The sequence below is a fragment of the Bradyrhizobium sp. USDA 4541 genome (assembly GCF_024171085.1).
GTDB classification, from domain to species: Bacteria; Pseudomonadota; Alphaproteobacteria; order Rhizobiales; family Xanthobacteraceae; genus Bradyrhizobium; species Bradyrhizobium australafricanum.
Genome location: NZ_JALJZF010000001.1, coordinates 2,116,582 through 2,135,070, shown reverse-complemented (window position 1 = coordinate 2,135,070; position 18,489 = coordinate 2,116,582). Strand labels below are relative to the sequence as shown.

Genomic DNA, 18,489 nt, shown 5'->3' with positions numbered 1-18,489 from the left:
ACCGGCGGGACCAAGAGGTCGGCCATGGCCGAAGGCGATGAGCCCCGGCTGATCACGCCGATCAGCCAGCGGCAGTTCGAGCTCTATGCGCTGTCGCTCGACCGCGGCCCGAATTACGATCCGGCATATATCTTTGGGAGCTATCAGGTCGGACGCGGCGGCGCGAGCGGCGCCATCCTTCTCGATCCGGAGCGAGGTGCCTTCACCAGCCTTGCGCTACGCCGGCGCGTCGATCACCGCTGGGTCAAGGTCGACGAAAGCGGCCCCTGGTCGACGCCGGAAGCCGCGCTTGACCACCTCGGCATCACCATGCGCGGCCACGAGCCCCCCGAACCCTTGCCGCCGGGCGCACGACGACGCCCGCTCCTGCTGAAGGTCGGACCACGCGGGACCTTTCCGGAGTTCGAGCTGCTGACGAGTTCGGCCAGCCATCTGCCGGCGTTGATGGCCATCGGCGAATGCTATCTCGCCCTTCCCAATCCCGACGCCAATTTCGTCCCGGATTTCCAGACCAACAATTTCGCCTCCCGGCTGTTCGAACTCTACCTTCTCGCCTGCTTTCGCGAGCAGGGCCTGGTGGTCCGGCAAGACCATGTCTCGCCGGATTTCCGGATCGAGGAGGATGGCGCCGCCTGCTGGATCGAGGCGGTGACCGCCAACTCCGAAACCCCGCGCGCCGGCGGCATCGGACAGTGGGTCCATGCCCCGAAGGATCGGATCGAGCGACTGACAGGCAGTCCGGCCGAGCGTTTCGCCAAGACGCTGCACAGCAAGCTACAGCGCAACTATCACGAACTGGAGCATGTAAAGGGGCAGCCGTTCGCCCTGGCGATCGCCGACTTCCACCTATCCGGCTCCATGGTATGGAGCCGCGAGGCGTTACCCGCCTATCTTTACGGCCTTCGCGCCGATGTCGCGGGAAATGGCGCTGAGCGTCGCGCGATCGGAACGCCTATCACCAATCTGACAGGCAGGCACAACATCCCGGCAGGCCTCTTTCGCGATCCGGATTTCGCCCACCTGTCGGCCGTCATCTTCAGCAATGCGGCGACGCTCACCAAGTTCAACCGCATGGGCTTCCTCGCGGGGTTGCGACCGCCCGGGCTGACGATGATCCGGCAAGGCATCCTCTTCGACCGAACGCCGGGCGCATTGGAGCCGATCGACTTCAACCTTGCCGTCGACAGCGCCGAATATCAGGCGCTTTGGCCGTGGGGCGAAGCCTGGTGCCAGGAACTGGAGGTGTTTCACAACCCGCTCGCGACGCACCCCATTCCTTTCGATCTCATCCCAGGCGCCACCCACTGGTTCGAGCGCGACGGCGACATCGAGTGCAGCACAATCTGGGCGAACTCCGTCATCTCATCGGTCACCCATCTGCGCATGGCCGGCGAACCCGAGACGACGAGCGAGGTCCGGGACGAAAGCGAACCGTCATGACCAATGCGCCATCCAGCCCGCTGCCCGCCGAACACAGAAGAAACACCGACATGACGACTGAACCATCCGACCGGACGATCGTCCTCCATCTCCTGCGCGGCGCCGTGCCCGAGCGTGCCGACGACATCAGCGGTCTTTGGAGCCAATACGGCCATGCCATCGACGTCGCACCGAGCTCCAAGGGCGTCACCATGAATGCCGATGCGGCGCGCATCCAGTTCGGCACCAAGACGATCGACTTCTTCTGGCTCTTCGGCTTCTGCCTGTGGCGAGCCATCGAGGTGTACGCGCCTGCGTTGGTCGTCGCGACGTCCTGCGGGATATCGCTCGACCAGGCCCTCAGCCTCGATACCGAGCGCGGCCAATATGAATTCGACTATAAGCAGCGCATCGCCACCGCTCAGTCCCTCATCGCGGCCGAGGCGACCTCCAAAATCTCCTGGCCGGCGGACATTCCCGAACCAACAGCCGACCGCGAAAGCCTGGGCGACGCCCAGCACATGACAGCGTTCGATCTCGTCGCTTTCGCCTTGGCCTTCGCCCTCCTGCACGAATTCCAGCACGTCATGTTCTGCGCCGACAAGAACGCGCCCTCCTCCTTGCCGGAAGAGGAGATCGCCTGTGACACCTATGCCCGCGACTTCATGACGAGCGGCCTTGCCACCTACGCAAAGAAGCACGGGCACGACTTCGCAGAGGTCCAGCAGAAGCGTGCGATGGGCATAGCGCTCGCCGCGGCGATCATCCACGCGATGACGCCGAGCCACGCACATTGGGGCAACGGCCAATATCCGCCGATCGCCGAACGGCTGACCGCGATGATCAGCGGCTACACGCTGCCGGCCGATTCATCCTTCTGGCACTTCACCGCCTGTCTCCTGATCGGGCTCATGCGGCAGGAAGGCCGTCCGCTCGACATCGTCGCCCACTCGGACAAGGAGATGGTCGAAGCGCTTCTCGACCGACTCCGCCCGCTGACGGCCTAGGGAGCGTGATGTGCCGGTCTATTTCATTGGCGAGGATGAAAACGGATGCTCCCCGATCAAGATTGGGGTGGCGAAGAACATTGAGGGGCGCAAACGCAATCTCCAAACAGGCAACCCTCTGGAACTGCGGCTGCTCGGATGGATCGAAGCGGCAGACCCCTTTCGGCTAGAGCGTCACCTTCATCAGCATTTCGGATCGACCCATGTGCGCGGTGAGTGGTTCGCGATCGAGCCGGCCGACATCCTTCCTATTCTCCAGCGCGCTGGCCGCGACGGGTTTGTCGCCAAAAATGCCGACGCCTTCCAAATCGTCGGATATGATCGCGATGCCATTCCCGAGTATCTAGGCGTGTGGGAATGGGCCGATCTGGAAATCGACGAGTGCTGCCCGTTTTGCGGATGCCTGTGTGGCATGCATTTTCAGGAAGCGTCGCAGATGTACCATTGCATCGGGTGCGACACGCTGTCCGACTTTTCAGAACTTGATCCGCGTGAAGAGCCTCCGGACGAATGAGGGCCTGAAAGGCGGAAAGATACAGATCCGGACACCCTGATTTCCGGTTTTATACTTTTGGGGAAAGCCTTCCCCTGCGGCCGAGCCGATGTCTCGGCCGACCCCTTCTGCGGGGAGATCCCCGCAACGCCCCCAAGAGTGAGAGTGTGGACGGGATTTCCGTGACGGGTTGAGTGTCGAGAGAGAGGCTTTCGGCGCCCGTCATGGAGTTTGATCCCATGAACATGCAGGTTCTCGACGCCCGCCGCGACATGAGCGGCGGCTACAAGGTCGATGTCAGCCGCGGCGAGCGCATCGGGCGTGTCTCGTCCGAATGGTTCTCCCGCCCCGCCGACGAGCGCTATCTGTCGCTCGACGATCTGGCGCGCTCCGTGCGCGCCCGGGCCGAGCGCAGCCGGACCCGCGTGGTCGAGACCGCGCTGATCCATGTCGAGGCGAGCCGCTCCGATCCCGAACGTCTGTCCCTGATCCTACCCGGATCGGACACGCCGGTCGCACCGACGCACTGGAGCTTCGGCCAGCTCGCCAGCCAGGTCGGTGCGCCGGCCGCCTATCTGCGCCAGCTTCCCGCCGCGCTGGCGGGCATCAACCTGCAATACGGCCTGACTTCTCACCGAGCCGAGCAGATCAAGACGCTGGAAACCGACAACGGCCGCGTCGATCTGCGCGCCGTGACCGGCCCCGACTATGGCCGCATCTACGACCACGAGCTGGTCGAGGCGGTGCGGAAGATTGCCGGCAACGGCACGGGTGACACCCGCTGGAAGGTGCCCGGCGTGCTCGACTGGTCGACCGGCGTCTACAATCCGCGCGTCGACATCACCAAGGACACGACCACGCTTTATGCGTCCGACCGCGACGTGTTCCTCTTCCTCGTCGACGATCTCCACCTCATCGAGGCTGGTCGGCTCTCCGACGGTTCGCCCGACCTCTATTTCCGTGGCTTTTACTGCTGGAATTCGGAGGTCGGCGCCAAGACACTCGGCATGGCCAGCTTCTATCTCCGTGCCGTCTGCCAAAACAGGAATCTGTGGGTGCGCCGTGTCGGCGCGATCAATTGAGTGAAGGAGACTTCTCAGGAAACCAAGAACTGCCTGATGCCCACCCGACTTACCTTGGCCAGAAATGGCTGCGACCGGGAAACCGGCAGGGGACAATAGCATGCCGGGAAAAGGCGTCATCCGGGTCGAAACCATTGTAGGCCATCGGGACGTCAGGGCAAGACGTGCATGGTGAATGCTGGATTGCGTGAAGCCCAGATCAGGGACTTTTTTCGGGTCATGACGCAGCAATGGTTGACGCGTCATGCCGTGCGAAGGGTGGGGTACCCCATAAGACCCGCCTAAACTTGGTCACACGGCTCACCCCTCGTCGAGGGGCCAATGATCGAACGGGCCACCTAACCACGTCGTCTCTCACTGATCGCGTAAACACGGGATCGCCTAAGCGGGCATCTCTCCGATGTCCCGTAGGGCGACGGAGCCGCCATAGTAGCCAAACGCCCGGGGTAATGCCCGGGACAGCCATCCAAGGATGGACGAGCACGGGTGAAACCGACCGGGCAACCGGACGGGGAATCCCTACTGCGCGGGTGAAGGGCGGCGCGTTTGCTGGGTCTTTCAACTTCATGACGGAGGTTTGCTGATGCAACCGCACACCGTAGAGAAGAGACTGGACTCAATCATCGACCTGTCTCGTCAGGGAAAACGTATCAACGGCCTGTTCAGGCTGCTTTCGGCTCCAACCATATGGGAAAGGGCTTATGAGCAGATCGCTCCCAACAAAGGAGCACTGACACCGGGCGTCGACCCCCAAAACACCCTCGATGGCTTCTCGCTTGAAAGGATGCAGGAGGTAATGGCGTCCGTTCTGGACGGATCGTATCGTTTCTCTCCGGCGCGCAGGCAATACATCCCCAAGGCCAACGGGAAGAAACGCCCGTTGGGCATTCCCACTGCCGACGACAAGCTGGTGCAGGCGGCCGTGAAGATTCTGCTCGAACATGTCTACGAGCCGGTCTTCTCGGAACAATCGCACGGCTTCCGCCGGGGGCGGTCATGTCACACGGCCCTGACCGAAATCAGGCGCACATGGCATGGCATGAAATGGCTGGTTGAGGTCGATATCGTCGGATACTACGACAACATCGATCACGACATACTGCTTGGTCTGCTGCGCAAACGTATCGATGATGATCGATTGTTGCAGTTGATCGGGCGGATGCTCAAGGCCGGCTATCTCGAAGACTGGAAGTTCCACAGGACTTTCAGCGGAGCCCCACAAGGTGGCGTGATCTCGCCGATCCTCGCCAACGTCTACCTCCACGAACTCGATCTGTTCGTGGCGGAGATGAAAGCACGGTTCGACAGGGGGCAAGGAAGGCGACGCAGTGCCGCCTACCTTGAAACCTCAAAGCAGATCCAGATCCGGCGCAGAATGATCAATCGACGGCGTGCCAATGGCAACGAGGAAGAAATTCCCCGGCTGATCGAGGAAATCAGGGAATGGGAGCGGCGACGGCTCGAAAAACCGTCCGTCGATCAGTTCGATCCAAACTACCGCCGACTTCGCTACTGCCGGTATGCCGACGACTTCGTGATCGGCATTATCGGCAGCAAAGAGGACGCTCGCCGTGTCATGGCCGAGGTCAGAACGTATCTGGCCGAAACCCTGAAACTGGAAGTGTCTGCGGAGAAAAGCGGGATAAGGAAGGCTGACGAGGGAGCAATATTCCTCGGTTACGCATTGAAGACCTACGGCGATGGTCGGACAAAGCGGATGGTGAAGGGCGGTCGTGCCGTCACCATGCGAGTGCCGGATGATCGCATGCAGCTTCATGTGCCGATGGAAAAGCTCGCCCGCTTCGCAGAGAGAAATCGCCTCGGAAATCTCCATACCAACCGTGGCGAGGCTCGATGCGAAGTGATCAACAACTCTGACGTTGCTATCCTGACCGGGTACAATGCGATGTTGCGGGGACTGGCCGAGTATTACAAGCTCGGCACGCTCTGGAAACAGCAGGTCGGACGGCTTCACCATCTCTGGTGGTGGAGCTTTATGAAGACCCTGTCCCGTAAGCATAAGTCCTCGGTCAAGGTGACGGCAGGGAGGCTCCGAAATGGGGATTGCCTCGGCCTGTGGTATGACGGCCGCCACAAGCGGCGCTTCATGCCGATGTTCCGCCTGAAGGATGTTGAGCCAACACCGGCATCCTCACACGTTGATCGTGAAGCACAGACGCATATCCACTTTGCTGGCCGGACCGACATTGTCGACCGGCTTCGCGCACGGGTATGTCGGGCGTGCGGATCGGTGGACGTGCCGTTGGAGGTGCATCACGTTCGCAAGATGAGTGACATGACGGGGACCACGCTCTGGACCCGCGTCAAGGCGGCCCGGACGCGCAAGCGTGTGGTGCTCTGCCGCGACTGCCATGTCGCGCACCATGCCGGACGATTACAGGAAAGACTGGATCGTTGTGCAAACGTAGGAGCCGGATGATGGGAAACTATCACGTCCGGTTCCGTGGGAGGGGTAGAGGATCATCCCATCGGGAACCCTCGCCCCTACCCGACGGCGTCGAGGATTTCGAGGAAATCACGATCCGCCACTCGAAATATGCGGCCTCGCGCTTCGCCCACGAGGCGGCGCCGGCGCTGCTGAACTTCGCGAACTCCTCGCCCATGCCGTTCATCAACGGCATCAAGGCCGCGCGGGAGCGCGTCGTCGCGAAGACGGACGAGGACCGCACGGAATTCCTGCGCAAGCGCGGATTCTCGAAGGCGGAGACCGGCAAGATCATCGAGACCGTGCTGGCGGAAGAAGGCCGCCCGCCCGCGTCGATCTTCGATTTTGTCGCGGGCATCACGGCGATGGCTCGCGACAAAACCCACCAGGACGCGCGGCTGGAACTGGAGGGCAAGGCCAAGAAGCTGCTCGATCGCGCCGCCTGATCTCCGCGAAGCCGGAGATGCGGAACTCCGTATCTCCGGCTTGGCGTCTTCTTGCCTTTCGCTCCTCCGCATCCGTTGCGCTGCCCTCTTAGAGTGAGAGGGCGGCGCTTCGCTTCGTGACGGGTCTAGGCTCGAGAGAGAGGCTCTCGGCGCCCGTCGCGGAGTAACCCCGATGGCAACTGCCGTTCAGAAGATCACCCTGTCGTCCGCGCGCGACATCCCCTTCAACAAGCTGGTGCTGAGCCAGTCCAACATCCGGCGGGTGAAGGCCGGCGTCTCGATCGAGGATCTCGCCGCATCGATCGCGCGGCGCGGCCTCATCCAGAGCATCCATGTGCGTCCCGTCCTCGACGGTGAAGGCCAGGAGACCGGCATGTTCGAGGTGCCCGCCGGCGGCCGCCGCTATCGGGCGCTGGAGATGCTGGTGAAGCAGAAGCGCCTCAACAAGACCGCGCCGGTTCCCTGCGTCGTCGGCGCGACCGACAGCGGCATCCTGATGGAGGAAATCTCGCTCGCCGAGAACGACGAGCGTGTGCCCGCCCATCCGCTGGACCAGTATCGTGCATTCCAGTCCATGCGCGAGAAGGGCATGACCGAGGAGGACATCGCCGCGGCGTTCTTCGTCGACGTCAATGTCGTCAAGCAGCGACTGCGCCTCGCGTCGGTCTCTCCCGCGCTGCTCAACATTTATGCCGAGGACGGCATGGAGCTGAAGCAGCTCATGGCCTTCACCGTGTCGCAGGACCATGCCCGCCAGGAGCAGGTCTGGGAGACCATCCGCAATAGCTGGCAGAAGGAGCCCTATCACATCCGCCGCATGTTGACCGAGACGACGGTTCGCGCCTCGGATAAGCGCGCCGTGTTCGTCGGTGTCGATGCCTACGAGGCCGCCGGCGGCATCGTGATGCGCGACCTCTTCGAGTCCGACGACGGCGGCTGGCTTCAGGACGTCGGACTTCTCGACCGACTCGTGTCCGAGAAGCTCACGATGATCGCCGATGAGATCGCCACCCATGGTTGGAAATGGGTCGAAGCAGCCGTCAGCATTCCCTATGGCGTCACGCACGGCCTGCGCGCGATCAAGGGCGTTCCTCTCTACATCACCGCGGAGGAGCAGGCGACGCGCGACGCGCTGCAGGAAGAACTCGACCGCCTGACCGCCGAGTATGAGGACGCTGACGAGCTACCCGACGAGATCGACCAGCGCCTGGGCGAGATCGAGGCGGCCCTGGATGCCCTCGACGAGCGGCCGGTCCGCTACGACCCGGACGAGATCGCCATCGCCGGCGTGTTCGTCAGTATCGACTCCGACGGCTCGCTCTGCGTTGATCGCGGCTATGTCCGTCCCGAGGACGAACGCCCGGTGGAAGCTGCGGGCGACGACGCCCCGGAGGAGGAGGTCGATCCCGAAACCGGCGAAGTTCGCTCGCCCGCCGTCCAGCGCGACGTCATCACCATCGGCGGCGAGCCCGTGCGGACCGAGGAGGACGATGGGCTGAAGCCGTTGCCCGAGCGCCTGATCATCGAGCTGACCGCACACCGCACGCTCGCGCTGCGCGACGCCGTGGCCACCAACCCGCAGGTCGCTTTGACCATGTTGCTGCACAAGCTGGCCAGCGACACGTTCAGGCACACGGCTCCGACCGGCTGCCTCGAGGCGAGTGTGCGACACCTCTATCTCTCCGGCCAGTCCGAGGAGATGAAGGCCAGCGCCTCGGCTCAGTCGGAGAATGAACGCCATGAGCGCTGGGGCGACCATGTTCCCGCCGACGACCAGGCCCTCTGGGATTGGCTGGAACAGCTCGATGACGGCACCCGTCTCGACTTGCTGGCGCATTGCGTGAGCTTCGGGATCAACGCCCTCTTCGAGCACCCCAATCCGCACGCAGCCTCCGGCATCAGCCGCCACGGCCTCGACGTGCGTTTGGCGCAGGCCGATCGGCTCGCGGTTGCCACCGGGCTCGATATGGTTGCCGCAGGCTGGAAGCCGACCGTCGGCAACTATCTCGGGCGGGTGACGAAGGGCCGCATTCTCGAAGCAGTCCGCGACGGCGCCGGCGAACGGGCCGCGCAGCTCATCGGCCACCTGAAGAAGGGCGACATGGCCAAGGAGGCCGAGCGCCTACTGGCCGATACCGGCTGGCTGCCGGAGCCACTGCGCATGTCCGACGGCGTGGCCGGCGACGATGCGCAGCCTGTTTCGCAGGACGGCGGCGACGCCGACCTCCCGGCGTTCCTGGCCGACGATAGCGAGGATGACGAGCTGTCCGAGCCCGAGGACGAAGAGCACGTCGCACTGGTCGCCGCCGAATAACGCGTTGATGCGGGGCGGTTCGCCGCCTCGCATCATTCCTATCCAATCCTCCGCCCGGCCTCGTGCCGGGCATTTTCGTTTCAGGAGCCTGTCATGGCCGACTACTTCACCCATTTCTCTTGCCTTCTCGATGTCGGCACCCCTGAAAACGCCGCCCGCGCCCTCGACCTCTACAACGCGCTGTCCGCGGAAGGCGCGTCCGAGGAACCACCCTCCGAGGGGTTCCAGCTTTCGATCCAGCCGGAGCACGGCGGCACGAAGCTCTGGATGCGCGATGAAATCACCGGCGATCCCGAGCGGTTGATCCAGTTCGTGAAACGTTGCGCCGAAGCGTTCGGGCTGACGGGACGCTGGGGATTCCAATACGCCAACACATGCTCGCGTCCTCGTCTCGACGGCTTTGGTGGCGGCGCACACGTCCTCGATCTCGCCACTGGCGAGACGGTCGGCTGGACCTATACCGACGGCTGGCTCGCCGAAATCCTCTCCGATGAGCGAGCACGGACATGAGCATTCCCGACCACGCTCGGAACAACTTCCAGACGCTGCTGCGCGCAGCAGCGGACGGAAACCTCGCGCTCATGGAATGTCTCGACGCCGAGACCGGCACACAGCGCTATGTCATCTGCGCCATCGGGCGCGATGGCCGAAATTTCGTCTTCACCCCCCTTCGGCCATCTCGCGGACGGTAATCCTTATGACGCCTATCTGCCCCCGGACCCTGGCGGCCCCGGCGGCTTCGTGCGTCCCGAGATGCAATCATAGTCGCGGCCGCCTTCAGTCTTCCGTTCCGCATCCAAAGCGCCCCGCCTTGCGGCCGGGCGCTTTTTTCATGCCAGCCTCTGAGAGTGAGAGGTCCGCCGGGACCGGATGAGTCCGGGCGGTTCGAGAGAGAGCGCCGGCCGGGCTTGTCCGTCGCCGCTCTCCTCAGGATCTCCCGATGACCGTGTTGTTGCCCGTGGCCGCTCCGGCCGCGCCCGTCACCTATGTTCCCGCCGTCTTGTCGGCCGCCCAGGGCCTGCTCTCGCACCTCGAACGCGGCGAGCGCATCGAAACATCGATGCTGCGCGCCGCGATGGAGGCCGCATTCTTCGCCTCCGATTCGGCCGGCGCATGGAATTGGAAAACTGCCTACGAGGCCTGCGAAGTCGCCACCGTCCTGTTCCTGCGGAAATACGGACGGACGCTTTTCCGTAAATCCGCATCTCCGGCAGCGCGGCTTTCCACCTTGTCGAAAGTCGCCGGGCTTCTGCCGACCCATACCCGTCGCTCGGAGGAGAGCCAGGCGCTCCAGCAGTTCTCGACGCCGATCCCGCTGGCCTTGGCCTGCGTAGCCGCCGGCGCCATCTCGCCGGATGACGTCGTACTGGAACCGTCCGCAGGGACAGGCCTGCTCGCCATTCTGGCGTCGACGGCTGGCGGCTCGCTGATCCTCAACGAGCTCGCCGAAACCCGCGCAGATCTCCTCTCCGCCCTCTTTCCGGCGATCGCGGTCACGCGCTTCGACGCCGCGCAGATCGACGATCATCTCGACGCGGCCGCCATCCCCTCCGTCGTGCTGATGAACCCGCCGTTCTCGACAATGGCCAATGTGTCTGGCCGCGTTGCCGACGCCGGTCTCCGCCATCTCGCCTCGACCTTGAACCGGCTCGCGCCTGGCGGCCGGCTTGTGGCGATCACCGGCGCCAATGTCGGGCCGGACATGCCGGATTGGCGTGACGCATTCGCGCGCCTGCAGGAACGGGGCACCATCGTCTTCAGCGCGGCGATTGCCGGCTCGGTTTACGCCAAGCACGGCACCACATTCCCGACGCGCCTGACCGTCATCGACAAGGTGCCCGCCGCCGATCCGTCCGCGCTGCCGGCATCGACGGGGATGGCGCCCAACGTCGCGACGCTGCTCGACTGGATCGCGCGGGGCATTCCGCCGCGTCTCCCGGTCACGCTGCGCACTGCGCCGACGATCCCCTCGATAGCAGCTCCGAAAACGGTGCGCGGCTATCTCGCGTGCTCGGCCGCCGTTCGACCCGCGCCCGTGATCGACCCCGAGGGTGTCGAACTTCTGTACAGCACGATCGACTGGACGCCCGCCGATGGCGCGCACCTCACCGACGCGATCTACGAGGAATACGGATTGCAATCGATCCGCATTCCCGGCGCTCAGGCCCACCCGACCAAACTCGTGCAATCGGCCGCCATGGCGAGCGTTGCGCCGCCGAAGCCGAGCTATCGGCCCATGCTCCCCGCCGACATCTTCGGCATGCTGTCAGACGCCCAGCTCGAAACGGTGATCTACGCCGGCGAGGCGCACAGCGACTATCTCACCGGATCGTGGACGGTCGATGAGACCTTCGATCTCGTAAAGGCCGCAACCGCCGATGCCGTCGGCACTGTTCGCTTCCGCCGCGGCTTCATGCTCGGCGATGGCACCGGCGCCGGCAAAGGCCGCCAGTCCGCCGGCATCATCCTCGACAACTGGCTCCAAGGTCGCCGCAGGGCGGTCTGGATCTCGAAGTCCGACAAGCTGATCGAAGACGCACAGCGCGATTGGTCCGCGCTCGGCATGGAGCGCCTGCTGGTCACGCCGCTGTCGCGTTTCCCGCAGGGCAAAGCCATCACGCTGTCGGAAGGTGTCCTATTTGCAACCTACGCCACGCTGCGCTCCGACGACCGCGGCGAGAAGGTTTCGCGCGTCCGGCAGATCGTCGAATGGTTGGGCTCCGACTTCGACGGAGTGATCATTTTCGACGAGAGCCATGCCATGGCCAATGCGGCGGGAGGAAAGGGAGAACGGGGCGATGTCTCCGCTTCGCAACAAGGTCGCGCTGGCCTCCGGCTTCAGCACGCGCTTCCGAACGCCCGCGTCGTCTATGTCTCCGCCACAGGCGCGACCACCGTTCACAATCTCGCATATGCCCAGCGGCTCGGCCTCTGGGGCGGCGAGGATTTCCCCTTCGCCACCCGCGCGGAATTCGTCGAAGCCATCGAAGATGGTGGCGTCGCGGCGATGGAGGTGCTGGCCCGCGATCTGCGATCGCTCGGGCTCTACATCGCCCGCTCGCTCTCCTATGACGGTGTCGAATACGAGCTGGTCGAGCACGCGCTGACCGATGAACAGCGCCGCATCTACGATGCCTATGCCGGCGCCTTCGCCATCATCCACAATCACCTCGACGCGGCGATGGAGGCCGCCAACATCACCGGCTCGACCGGGACGTTGAACCGGCAGGCAAAGTCGGCCGCCCGCTCGGCATTCGAATCCGCGAAGCAGCGCTTCTTCGGCCATCTGCTGACGTCAATGAAAACGCCGACCCTGATCCGCTCGATTGAGCGCGATCTGGAGGCCGGACACGCCGCCGTCGTGCAGATCGTCTCGACCGGCGAAGCGCTGATGGAACGGCGCCTGGCCGAGATCCCGACCGAGGAATGGGGCGACGTTCGCGTCGACATCACGCCGCGCGAATATGTTCTCGACTATCTCGCCCATTCCTTCCCGGTGCAGCTCTACGAGCCGTTTACGGATGGCGAGGGCAATCTGTCGTCGCGGCCAGTCTATCGCGATGGTCAGCCTGTCGAGAGCCGTGAAGCGGTCGCCCGTCGCGACGGGCTGATCGAGCGCCTCGCGTCGCTCCCGCCGGTGCCCGGCGCCCTCGATCAGATCGTCCAGCGCTTCGGCACCGACATGGTGGCCGAGGTGACGGGCCGCTCGCGGCGGATCGTCCGGAAGGGCGACCGCCTGGCCGTCGAGAACCGCGCGCCTTCGGCGAATCTTGCCGAAACGGCCGCCTTCATGGACGACCTGAAGCGCGTTCTCGTCTTCAGCGATGCCGGGGGAACAGGCCGCAGCTACCACGCCGAGCTGTCGGCGAAGAATCAGCGGCTCCGGGTGCATTACCTGCTCGAACCCGGCTGGAAGGCCGACGCCGCCATCCAAGGCCTCGGCCGCACCAACCGGACCAACCAGGCTCAACCGCCGCTGTTCCGCCCGATCGCAACCGACGTAAAGGCGGAGAAGCGCTTTCTCAGCACGATCGCACGGCGTCTCGACACGCTCGGCGCCATCACGCGCGGGCAGCGTCAGACCGGCGGCCAGGGCCTGTTCCGGCCCGAGGACAATCTGGAATCCTGCTACGCGCGCGACGCGCTGCGCCAGCTCTATCTCCTGATCGTGCGCGGCAAGATCGACGGATGCTCGCTCCAACGCTTCGAGACTGCCACCGGCCTCAAGCTAATGGACGACAACGGCATCAAGGACGAGCTGCCGCCGATCACCACATTCCTGAACAGGTTGCTCGCTCTCACCATTGAGCTGCAGGGCATCCTGTTCACGGCGTTCGAGCAACTGGTTGATGCAAAGGTGTCGGGCGCGATCGCCAGCGGCGTCTATGACCTTGGGTTGGAAACGCTGACCGCGGAGAGCTTCATCGTCACCGACCGCACCGTCATCTACACCCATCCGGCGTCGGGCGCGGCAACGCGGTTGCTCACCATCACGCAGCGCGAGCGCAATCGGCCGCTGTCGCTCGACGACGCCCTTGGTTGGCTCGACGAGCGCGGCGCGAAGCTGCTGGTGAACGAGCGCTCGGGGCGCGCCGCCGTGCAGGTTCCAGCACTATCGCTCATGCTCGACGATGGCGAGATCGAACGCCGTGTTCGGCTCATCCGACCGATGGAGCATCACCACGCTTCCTTCAAGTCTATGGCGGAAAGCCATTGGCAGGAGGCCGACCGGAATACGTTCGCGGCGGCCTGGTCCCGCGAACTCGGCGACGTGCCCGCCTTCAGCGAAAGCACGATCCATATCGTCGCTGGCCTGCTGCTGCCGGTGTGGAAACGCCTGCCGAACGAGTCAACCCGCGTCTACCGGCTCCAGACCGACGATGGCGAGCGCATCATCGGCCGTCGCGTTTCGCCCGTCTGGGCCGCGAATGCGGCATCGACCGATGCGGTCAGCCTCGGCGCCGACGATGCCTATGCCGCGCTGATCGAGGGGCGGACGATCCTCGACCTGGCCGAGGGCCTTCAGCTTCGTCGCGCGCGTGTCATGGGCGCGAACCGGATCGAGCTTTCCGGCTTCACCGAGGCCATGCGCGACCGCCTTCGCTCCTATGGCCTGTTCACCGAGATCATCTCCTGGTCGCTGCGGTTCTTCGTGCCGATCGACACCTCGGGACCGGTGGTGCTCGGCAAGCTGCTCGACACCTATCCGGTGGCGCGCATCGGCGAGCGGGAGGCTGCGTGATGGCCCGTCGCGACGCTTCCGATCTCGCATCTCGTCTCGGCCGGCAGGCCGAGGCGGTGTGCCGTCGCTATCTTTCCAACGGCCGCCGCCAGGGCACCTACTGGCAGGTTGGGGATGTGCACAACACGCCCGGCCGCTCGATGTTCGTGCGGTTGAAGGATTCGCCGAAAGGTCCGGCTGGCAAATGGACCGACGCCGCGACGGGCGAACATGGTGATCTGCTCGACGTAATCCGTGAATCGCTGGGACTCATCGACTTTGCCGACGTCGCAGAGGAGGCCCGTCAGTTCCTCAGCCTGCCGCATCGCGATCCCGAACCACAGCCGAAACAGCACGCTCGCACGCCGGCACCATCCGGGTCTGCCGAGGCGGCACGCCGGCTGGTTGCCATGTGTCAGCCGATCGGCGGCACGCTCGTAGAAGCGTATTTGCGCGGACGCGGAATTACGGCTTTGCACGGATGCGGAAACCTGCGGTTCCATCCCCGCTGCTATTATCGGCCCGACGAGCACAGCCCGACCGAGACGTGGCCGGCCATGATCGGCGTCGTCACCGATCTCTCCGACAAGGCCACCGGCGCGCATCGGACCTGGCTCGCCCCGGACGGCTCCGGCAAGGCGCCGATCGACATCCAGCGGAAAGCGGTGGGCGACCTTCTCGGGCACGCGGTCCGCTTCGGGCTCTCCGGCGACGTGCTGGCGGCAGGTGAAGGCATCGAAAGCGTGCTCTCCGCCCGTGAGGTCATGCCCGGCATATCGGCGGCGGCGGCACTCTCCGCGGCTCACCTCGCGGCCATCGACTTCCACGACGCGTTGCGCCGGCTCTACATCGTCCGTGACAATGATCGCGCCGGAGACGGTGCGCGGAACACGCTGATCGAACGGGCGAACGCGGTCGGGATCGAGGCGACTGCCCTGTCCCCCGTGCTCGGGGACTTCAACGAGAATCTCCGCACCTTCGGCCGTGACACGCTGATGGCGCAGATCCGGGTGCAGCTCGCACCGCAGGACGTCGCCCGCTTCATGCTGCTGCCGGCGTAGATCACGGGCTGAACGGTGGCGGCGTTCGCGCCGCCATCATGCACGCATGGATGCTCGATCCTTTGGAGAGGACCGCGCCTCGGCCTTCGAGAGGGCGATCGGCCCACAGGCGGTTCGGACAGGCAATGCCTACGGCCGACTATTTTCCGGCGGCGCGTACCGCGCCTTTCCATCGCCAAGCAAAATAGTCGGCCTCCAGCATCCTCCGCTGTCGCTCCGGCCCGGCGCTTGGCGCCGGGTGCAGGTCCGCTCCGCCCGTGGGCTCCGTCGCCATGAAGGCCGCGACGGTCGCGGTCCAGCCAAAGGAGCAAACCATGCGCGAGCATGACGACTACGAACCCCACCACGAATCGTCACCCACGGATCACGTCCTCAACGAACTGCAGCTCCACGGCTACCGCCCCTTCGCCGACGAGCCCGACCAGCGTCTCTTGCCCGACGGCAATCAAGTCGCAGGCGCAGTCGCGGACATCTTCGACGCCCTGATCTCGACCCTGGAGGACACTCGCCTCGAACCCGACCTCGACGATCTACTCTGGTCGACCGTCAACGTGTTCCACCGCGCCGCCGAGCGGATCGCCCGCGAACTCGACGACAACGAGCAGGCGCAGAAGCGCTCGCAGCGGCAGCAGGACGGCAGCGAGGTGAAATCGGTCGAACTCGAGAACCAGATCGCCGAGGGCAAGACGCTCATCGAACGGCAGAACGCCTTCGAGCTGATGCGCGACCAGGCCGCCGAACACTACGAACGCCAGATCGGCAAACCCTGGCTTCCCCGCACCGGCTCAAAGGTCAACCATCGCAACCTCACCTCGGCGATGATCGACAGCCGCGACTTCCTGATGGCCAAGAAGCGTGCCGAGCAGGAAGTGCTCCTTCCACCGGGACCGAAGATCGTCATCACCGGCGGACTGGATTTCAATGACCACCGGCTGATTTGGGCGAAGCTCGATCAGGTGCATGAGAAGCACAGGGACATGGTGCTGGTTCACGGCAAATCCCCGAAGGGTGCCGAGAAGATCGCGTCGCTCTGGGCGAAAAACCGCAACGTCCCACAGATCGGCTTCGCACCCGACTGGACCAAGCACGGTCGCGCAGCACCCTTCAAGCGCAACGACGAGATGCTCGACATCGTGCCGAAGGGCGTGATGCACTTCCCCGGCACGGGCATCAACGACAACCTCGCCGATAAGGCCAAGAAGCTCGGCATCCCGGTGTGGAAATTCGGCGGCGCGTAAGCGCCGCCACAGCATCGCAAAAATACCGCGACGCGGGTATTCTGGCCGCGACAACACCAACATCGATAGGATGAGCATATCCAGATCGGAGGCATTTCTGAATCTCGACATCGATCTTCCGGCACGGCCTGCCCCGCTCGTCATCCCTTGGCCGTCGCCCGGTCTGCCGGGTGGATTTCTGCAATTCGACGACGCAGAGACTTGGCGAGACTTCATCATCAGCCTCGGCATTGACGATCGAATACCCGACATCGTTCGGGCCAAATTCGCGAGAGCGCAGACGCTCTATCTAATGGGCTGGATCGACGTCGGCGTGCTGAAGGCCGGCGAACTTGCCGCGCTGATCGCGCTGGAACTGACACTGATGGACCGCTACGGCAGCCAGATTCCGAAGAAGAAGCGGTCCTTTGCTACTCTCCTCAAACACATGGCTGAGGCGGATGGCCTGACCGACGCCCATATCCCAATGATCATTCGCACCGGAGGAACGGCAATCGGCTTCATCACCGGCGATGCCGAACCGAGCCTGAGCCAGCGCCGCAATTCCATGGCGCACGGCGATCCTTTCGACGGCCTGCCGGTGGGCGGCCTCCTCGAACTGGTCCGCGACCTCATCAACTATGCCTACCGGGACTTCATTGCGAACGCGCCGCCGAGACAAAGCCAGGTGCTTCCCGGTTAGAGGGGGTCATTCGGCTCATTCGGCCGAGCACCACCCCCGCTTGTCTGCGCTGATCCTTGGTCCAGCCAATGGCCTGACGCCATCAACCCGCAAGGGGTCGGACTACGCATAGCGTGCCGCCGCGCCGGCGCTGCCAGCGCGGTGATTGCGGCCATCGGCCGAACACATCGGGCGCCTGTCAGCGGGGGATGGTCCTCCGCTCAAACAGGAGCCGGATCGATGTCCCTCAACGATGCACACGCCTTTGCCTTCAGCCTCGCCGCCACCCTGATGGTCGCCATCGTGATCTTCCGCGCCGGCGACGGCACTCTCGCGGTGACACCCGCGAACGAATACGACGGCGACGTCTCGGAGATCGTCCACGAGGTCGATCCCTTCGCGCCATGACGGCGCGCCTCCCCTCCAGACGACGCGGAGACCCCTGCGGTTTCCGCTCCCGCCGGAGCGCAGCTTTTGCTATGCTCCCGAGTGCGCCGTGGTGGTGGTGGAAGGCGCGACCGTCAGATTTTGCTCTTTCGGAGACACCACCATGATTATCCTCGGCATCGTCCTGTCCTTCGCAGCCATCGGCGTCTTGTGCTGGTTGCTTTTTACGCTCGCCGTCTTCGCGCTGCCATTTTTTGCCGGTGTGACCGTCGGCACTTTGGCTTATCAATCTGGCGCTGGCTGGCTGGGCGCGATCCTTGTCGGGATGGTCAGCGCGGGACTCACGCTCGGCGTGGGGCAGGTCCTGCTCGGAATTGTCCGCCCGCTCTGGGCGCGCCTGTTGATTGCCCTCGCATTCGTCGCGCCCGCGGCGACCGCCGGCTACCACGCCACGCATGGCATCGTGAAACACACCATGCCGTCCGAGACTTGGCAGCTCGTGTTCTCCGTCATCGGTGCAGCGGCGGTCGGCGTCACGGCGTTCGCGCGCGTCGCAGGCATGGCGGCCAGTGGCCCGTCCAGCCAAGGCATTGCACAAGCCTGACGTCATTATGGAGCCGTCGGGAGCAGGACCGGATCAGGGTGTTCAATGACCTTGTCGTTGGGCGGTTGGAGATAGAGCTGCGTCACCCGGATCAAACTGAGGCCCGCCGC

General features: G+C 64.3%; 12 protein-coding genes and 3 pseudogenes. All 15 read left to right on the top strand.

From position 1 onward, the window contains the following. The first annotated feature begins 24 nt into the window (after positions 1-24). The 15 genes and pseudogenes from J2R80_RS09950 to J2R80_RS09880 all read left to right on the top strand — a co-directional run bounded on the left by J2R80_RS09950 (position 25) and on the right by J2R80_RS09880 (position 18,379). Positions 25-1,440: a hypothetical protein gene (locus J2R80_RS09950; protein ID WP_253638499.1), complete on the top strand. Its 1,416-nt coding sequence runs from the start codon at positions 25-27 to the stop codon at positions 1,438-1,440. A 191-nt stretch (positions 1,441-1,631) separates the two neighbouring features. Then, entirely contained in the window at positions 1,632-2,426 is a 795-nt protein-coding gene (locus J2R80_RS09945) for a phage exclusion protein Lit family protein (RefSeq protein WP_253638498.1), read from the top strand. A gap of 10 nt (positions 2,427-2,436) precedes the next feature. Further along, a complete protein-coding gene (locus J2R80_RS09940) occupies positions 2,437-2,940 on the top strand; it encodes a GIY-YIG nuclease family protein (protein ID WP_253638497.1) in 504 nt (167 codons plus the stop codon). 218 nt (positions 2,941-3,158) lie between these two features. Next, a pseudogene (locus J2R80_RS09935) lies at positions 3,159-3,974 on the top strand (DUF932 domain-containing protein); the annotation flags it as partial. Positions 3,975-4,584: 610 nt separating this feature from the next. After that, a complete protein-coding gene (locus J2R80_RS09930; RefSeq protein ID WP_253638496.1) occupies positions 4,585-6,441 on the top strand; it encodes a reverse transcriptase domain-containing protein in 1,857 nt (618 codons plus the stop codon). Positions 6,442-6,515: 74 nt separating this feature from the next. Then, positions 6,516-6,893: pseudogene (locus J2R80_RS09925) on the top strand (DUF932 domain-containing protein); the annotation flags it as partial. 172 nt (positions 6,894-7,065) lie between these two features. Then, positions 7,066-9,207, top strand: a complete 2,142-nt coding sequence (locus J2R80_RS09920; protein ID WP_253638495.1) for a ParB/RepB/Spo0J family partition protein — start codon at positions 7,066-7,068, stop codon at positions 9,205-9,207. A 93-nt stretch (positions 9,208-9,300) separates the two neighbouring features. After that, positions 9,301-9,717, top strand: coding sequence for a hypothetical protein (locus tag J2R80_RS09915; RefSeq protein WP_253638494.1), 417 nt, complete (start codon positions 9,301-9,303; stop codon positions 9,715-9,717). Then, positions 9,714-9,972 (top strand): annotated as a pseudogene (locus J2R80_RS09910) (DUF6117 family protein). Before J2R80_RS09915 ends, J2R80_RS09910 begins: the two are co-directional and overlap by 4 nt. 175 nt (positions 9,973-10,147) lie before the next feature. Continuing rightward, entirely contained in the window at positions 10,148-14,449 is a 4,302-nt protein-coding gene (locus tag J2R80_RS09905) for a strawberry notch-like NTP hydrolase domain-containing protein (protein ID WP_253638493.1), read from the top strand. Continuing rightward, positions 14,449-15,489 (top strand): toprim domain-containing protein, encoded by a 1,041-nt coding sequence (locus J2R80_RS09900; protein WP_253638492.1) that lies wholly within the window; start codon positions 14,449-14,451, stop codon positions 15,487-15,489. Before J2R80_RS09905 ends, J2R80_RS09900 begins: the two co-directional genes overlap by 1 nt. A 314-nt stretch (positions 15,490-15,803) precedes the next feature. Further along, the gene (locus J2R80_RS09895; protein WP_253638491.1) at positions 15,804-16,727 is read left to right on the top strand and encodes a DUF2493 domain-containing protein; all 924 of its coding nucleotides are present in this window, start codon (positions 15,804-15,806) and stop codon (positions 16,725-16,727) included. Between the two features lie 70 nt (positions 16,728-16,797). Then, positions 16,798-17,409, top strand: coding sequence for a hypothetical protein (locus J2R80_RS09890; RefSeq protein ID WP_253638490.1), 612 nt, complete (start codon positions 16,798-16,800; stop codon positions 17,407-17,409). Between the two features lie 219 nt (positions 17,410-17,628). Further along, a complete protein-coding gene (locus J2R80_RS09885) occupies positions 17,629-17,796 on the top strand; it encodes a hypothetical protein (RefSeq protein ID WP_253638489.1) in 168 nt (55 codons plus the stop codon). A gap of 142 nt (positions 17,797-17,938) precedes the next feature. Then, positions 17,939-18,379: a hypothetical protein gene (locus J2R80_RS09880; RefSeq protein ID WP_253638488.1), complete on the top strand. Its 441-nt coding sequence runs from the start codon at positions 17,939-17,941 to the stop codon at positions 18,377-18,379. The last annotated feature ends 110 nt before the right edge of the window (positions 18,380-18,489 follow it).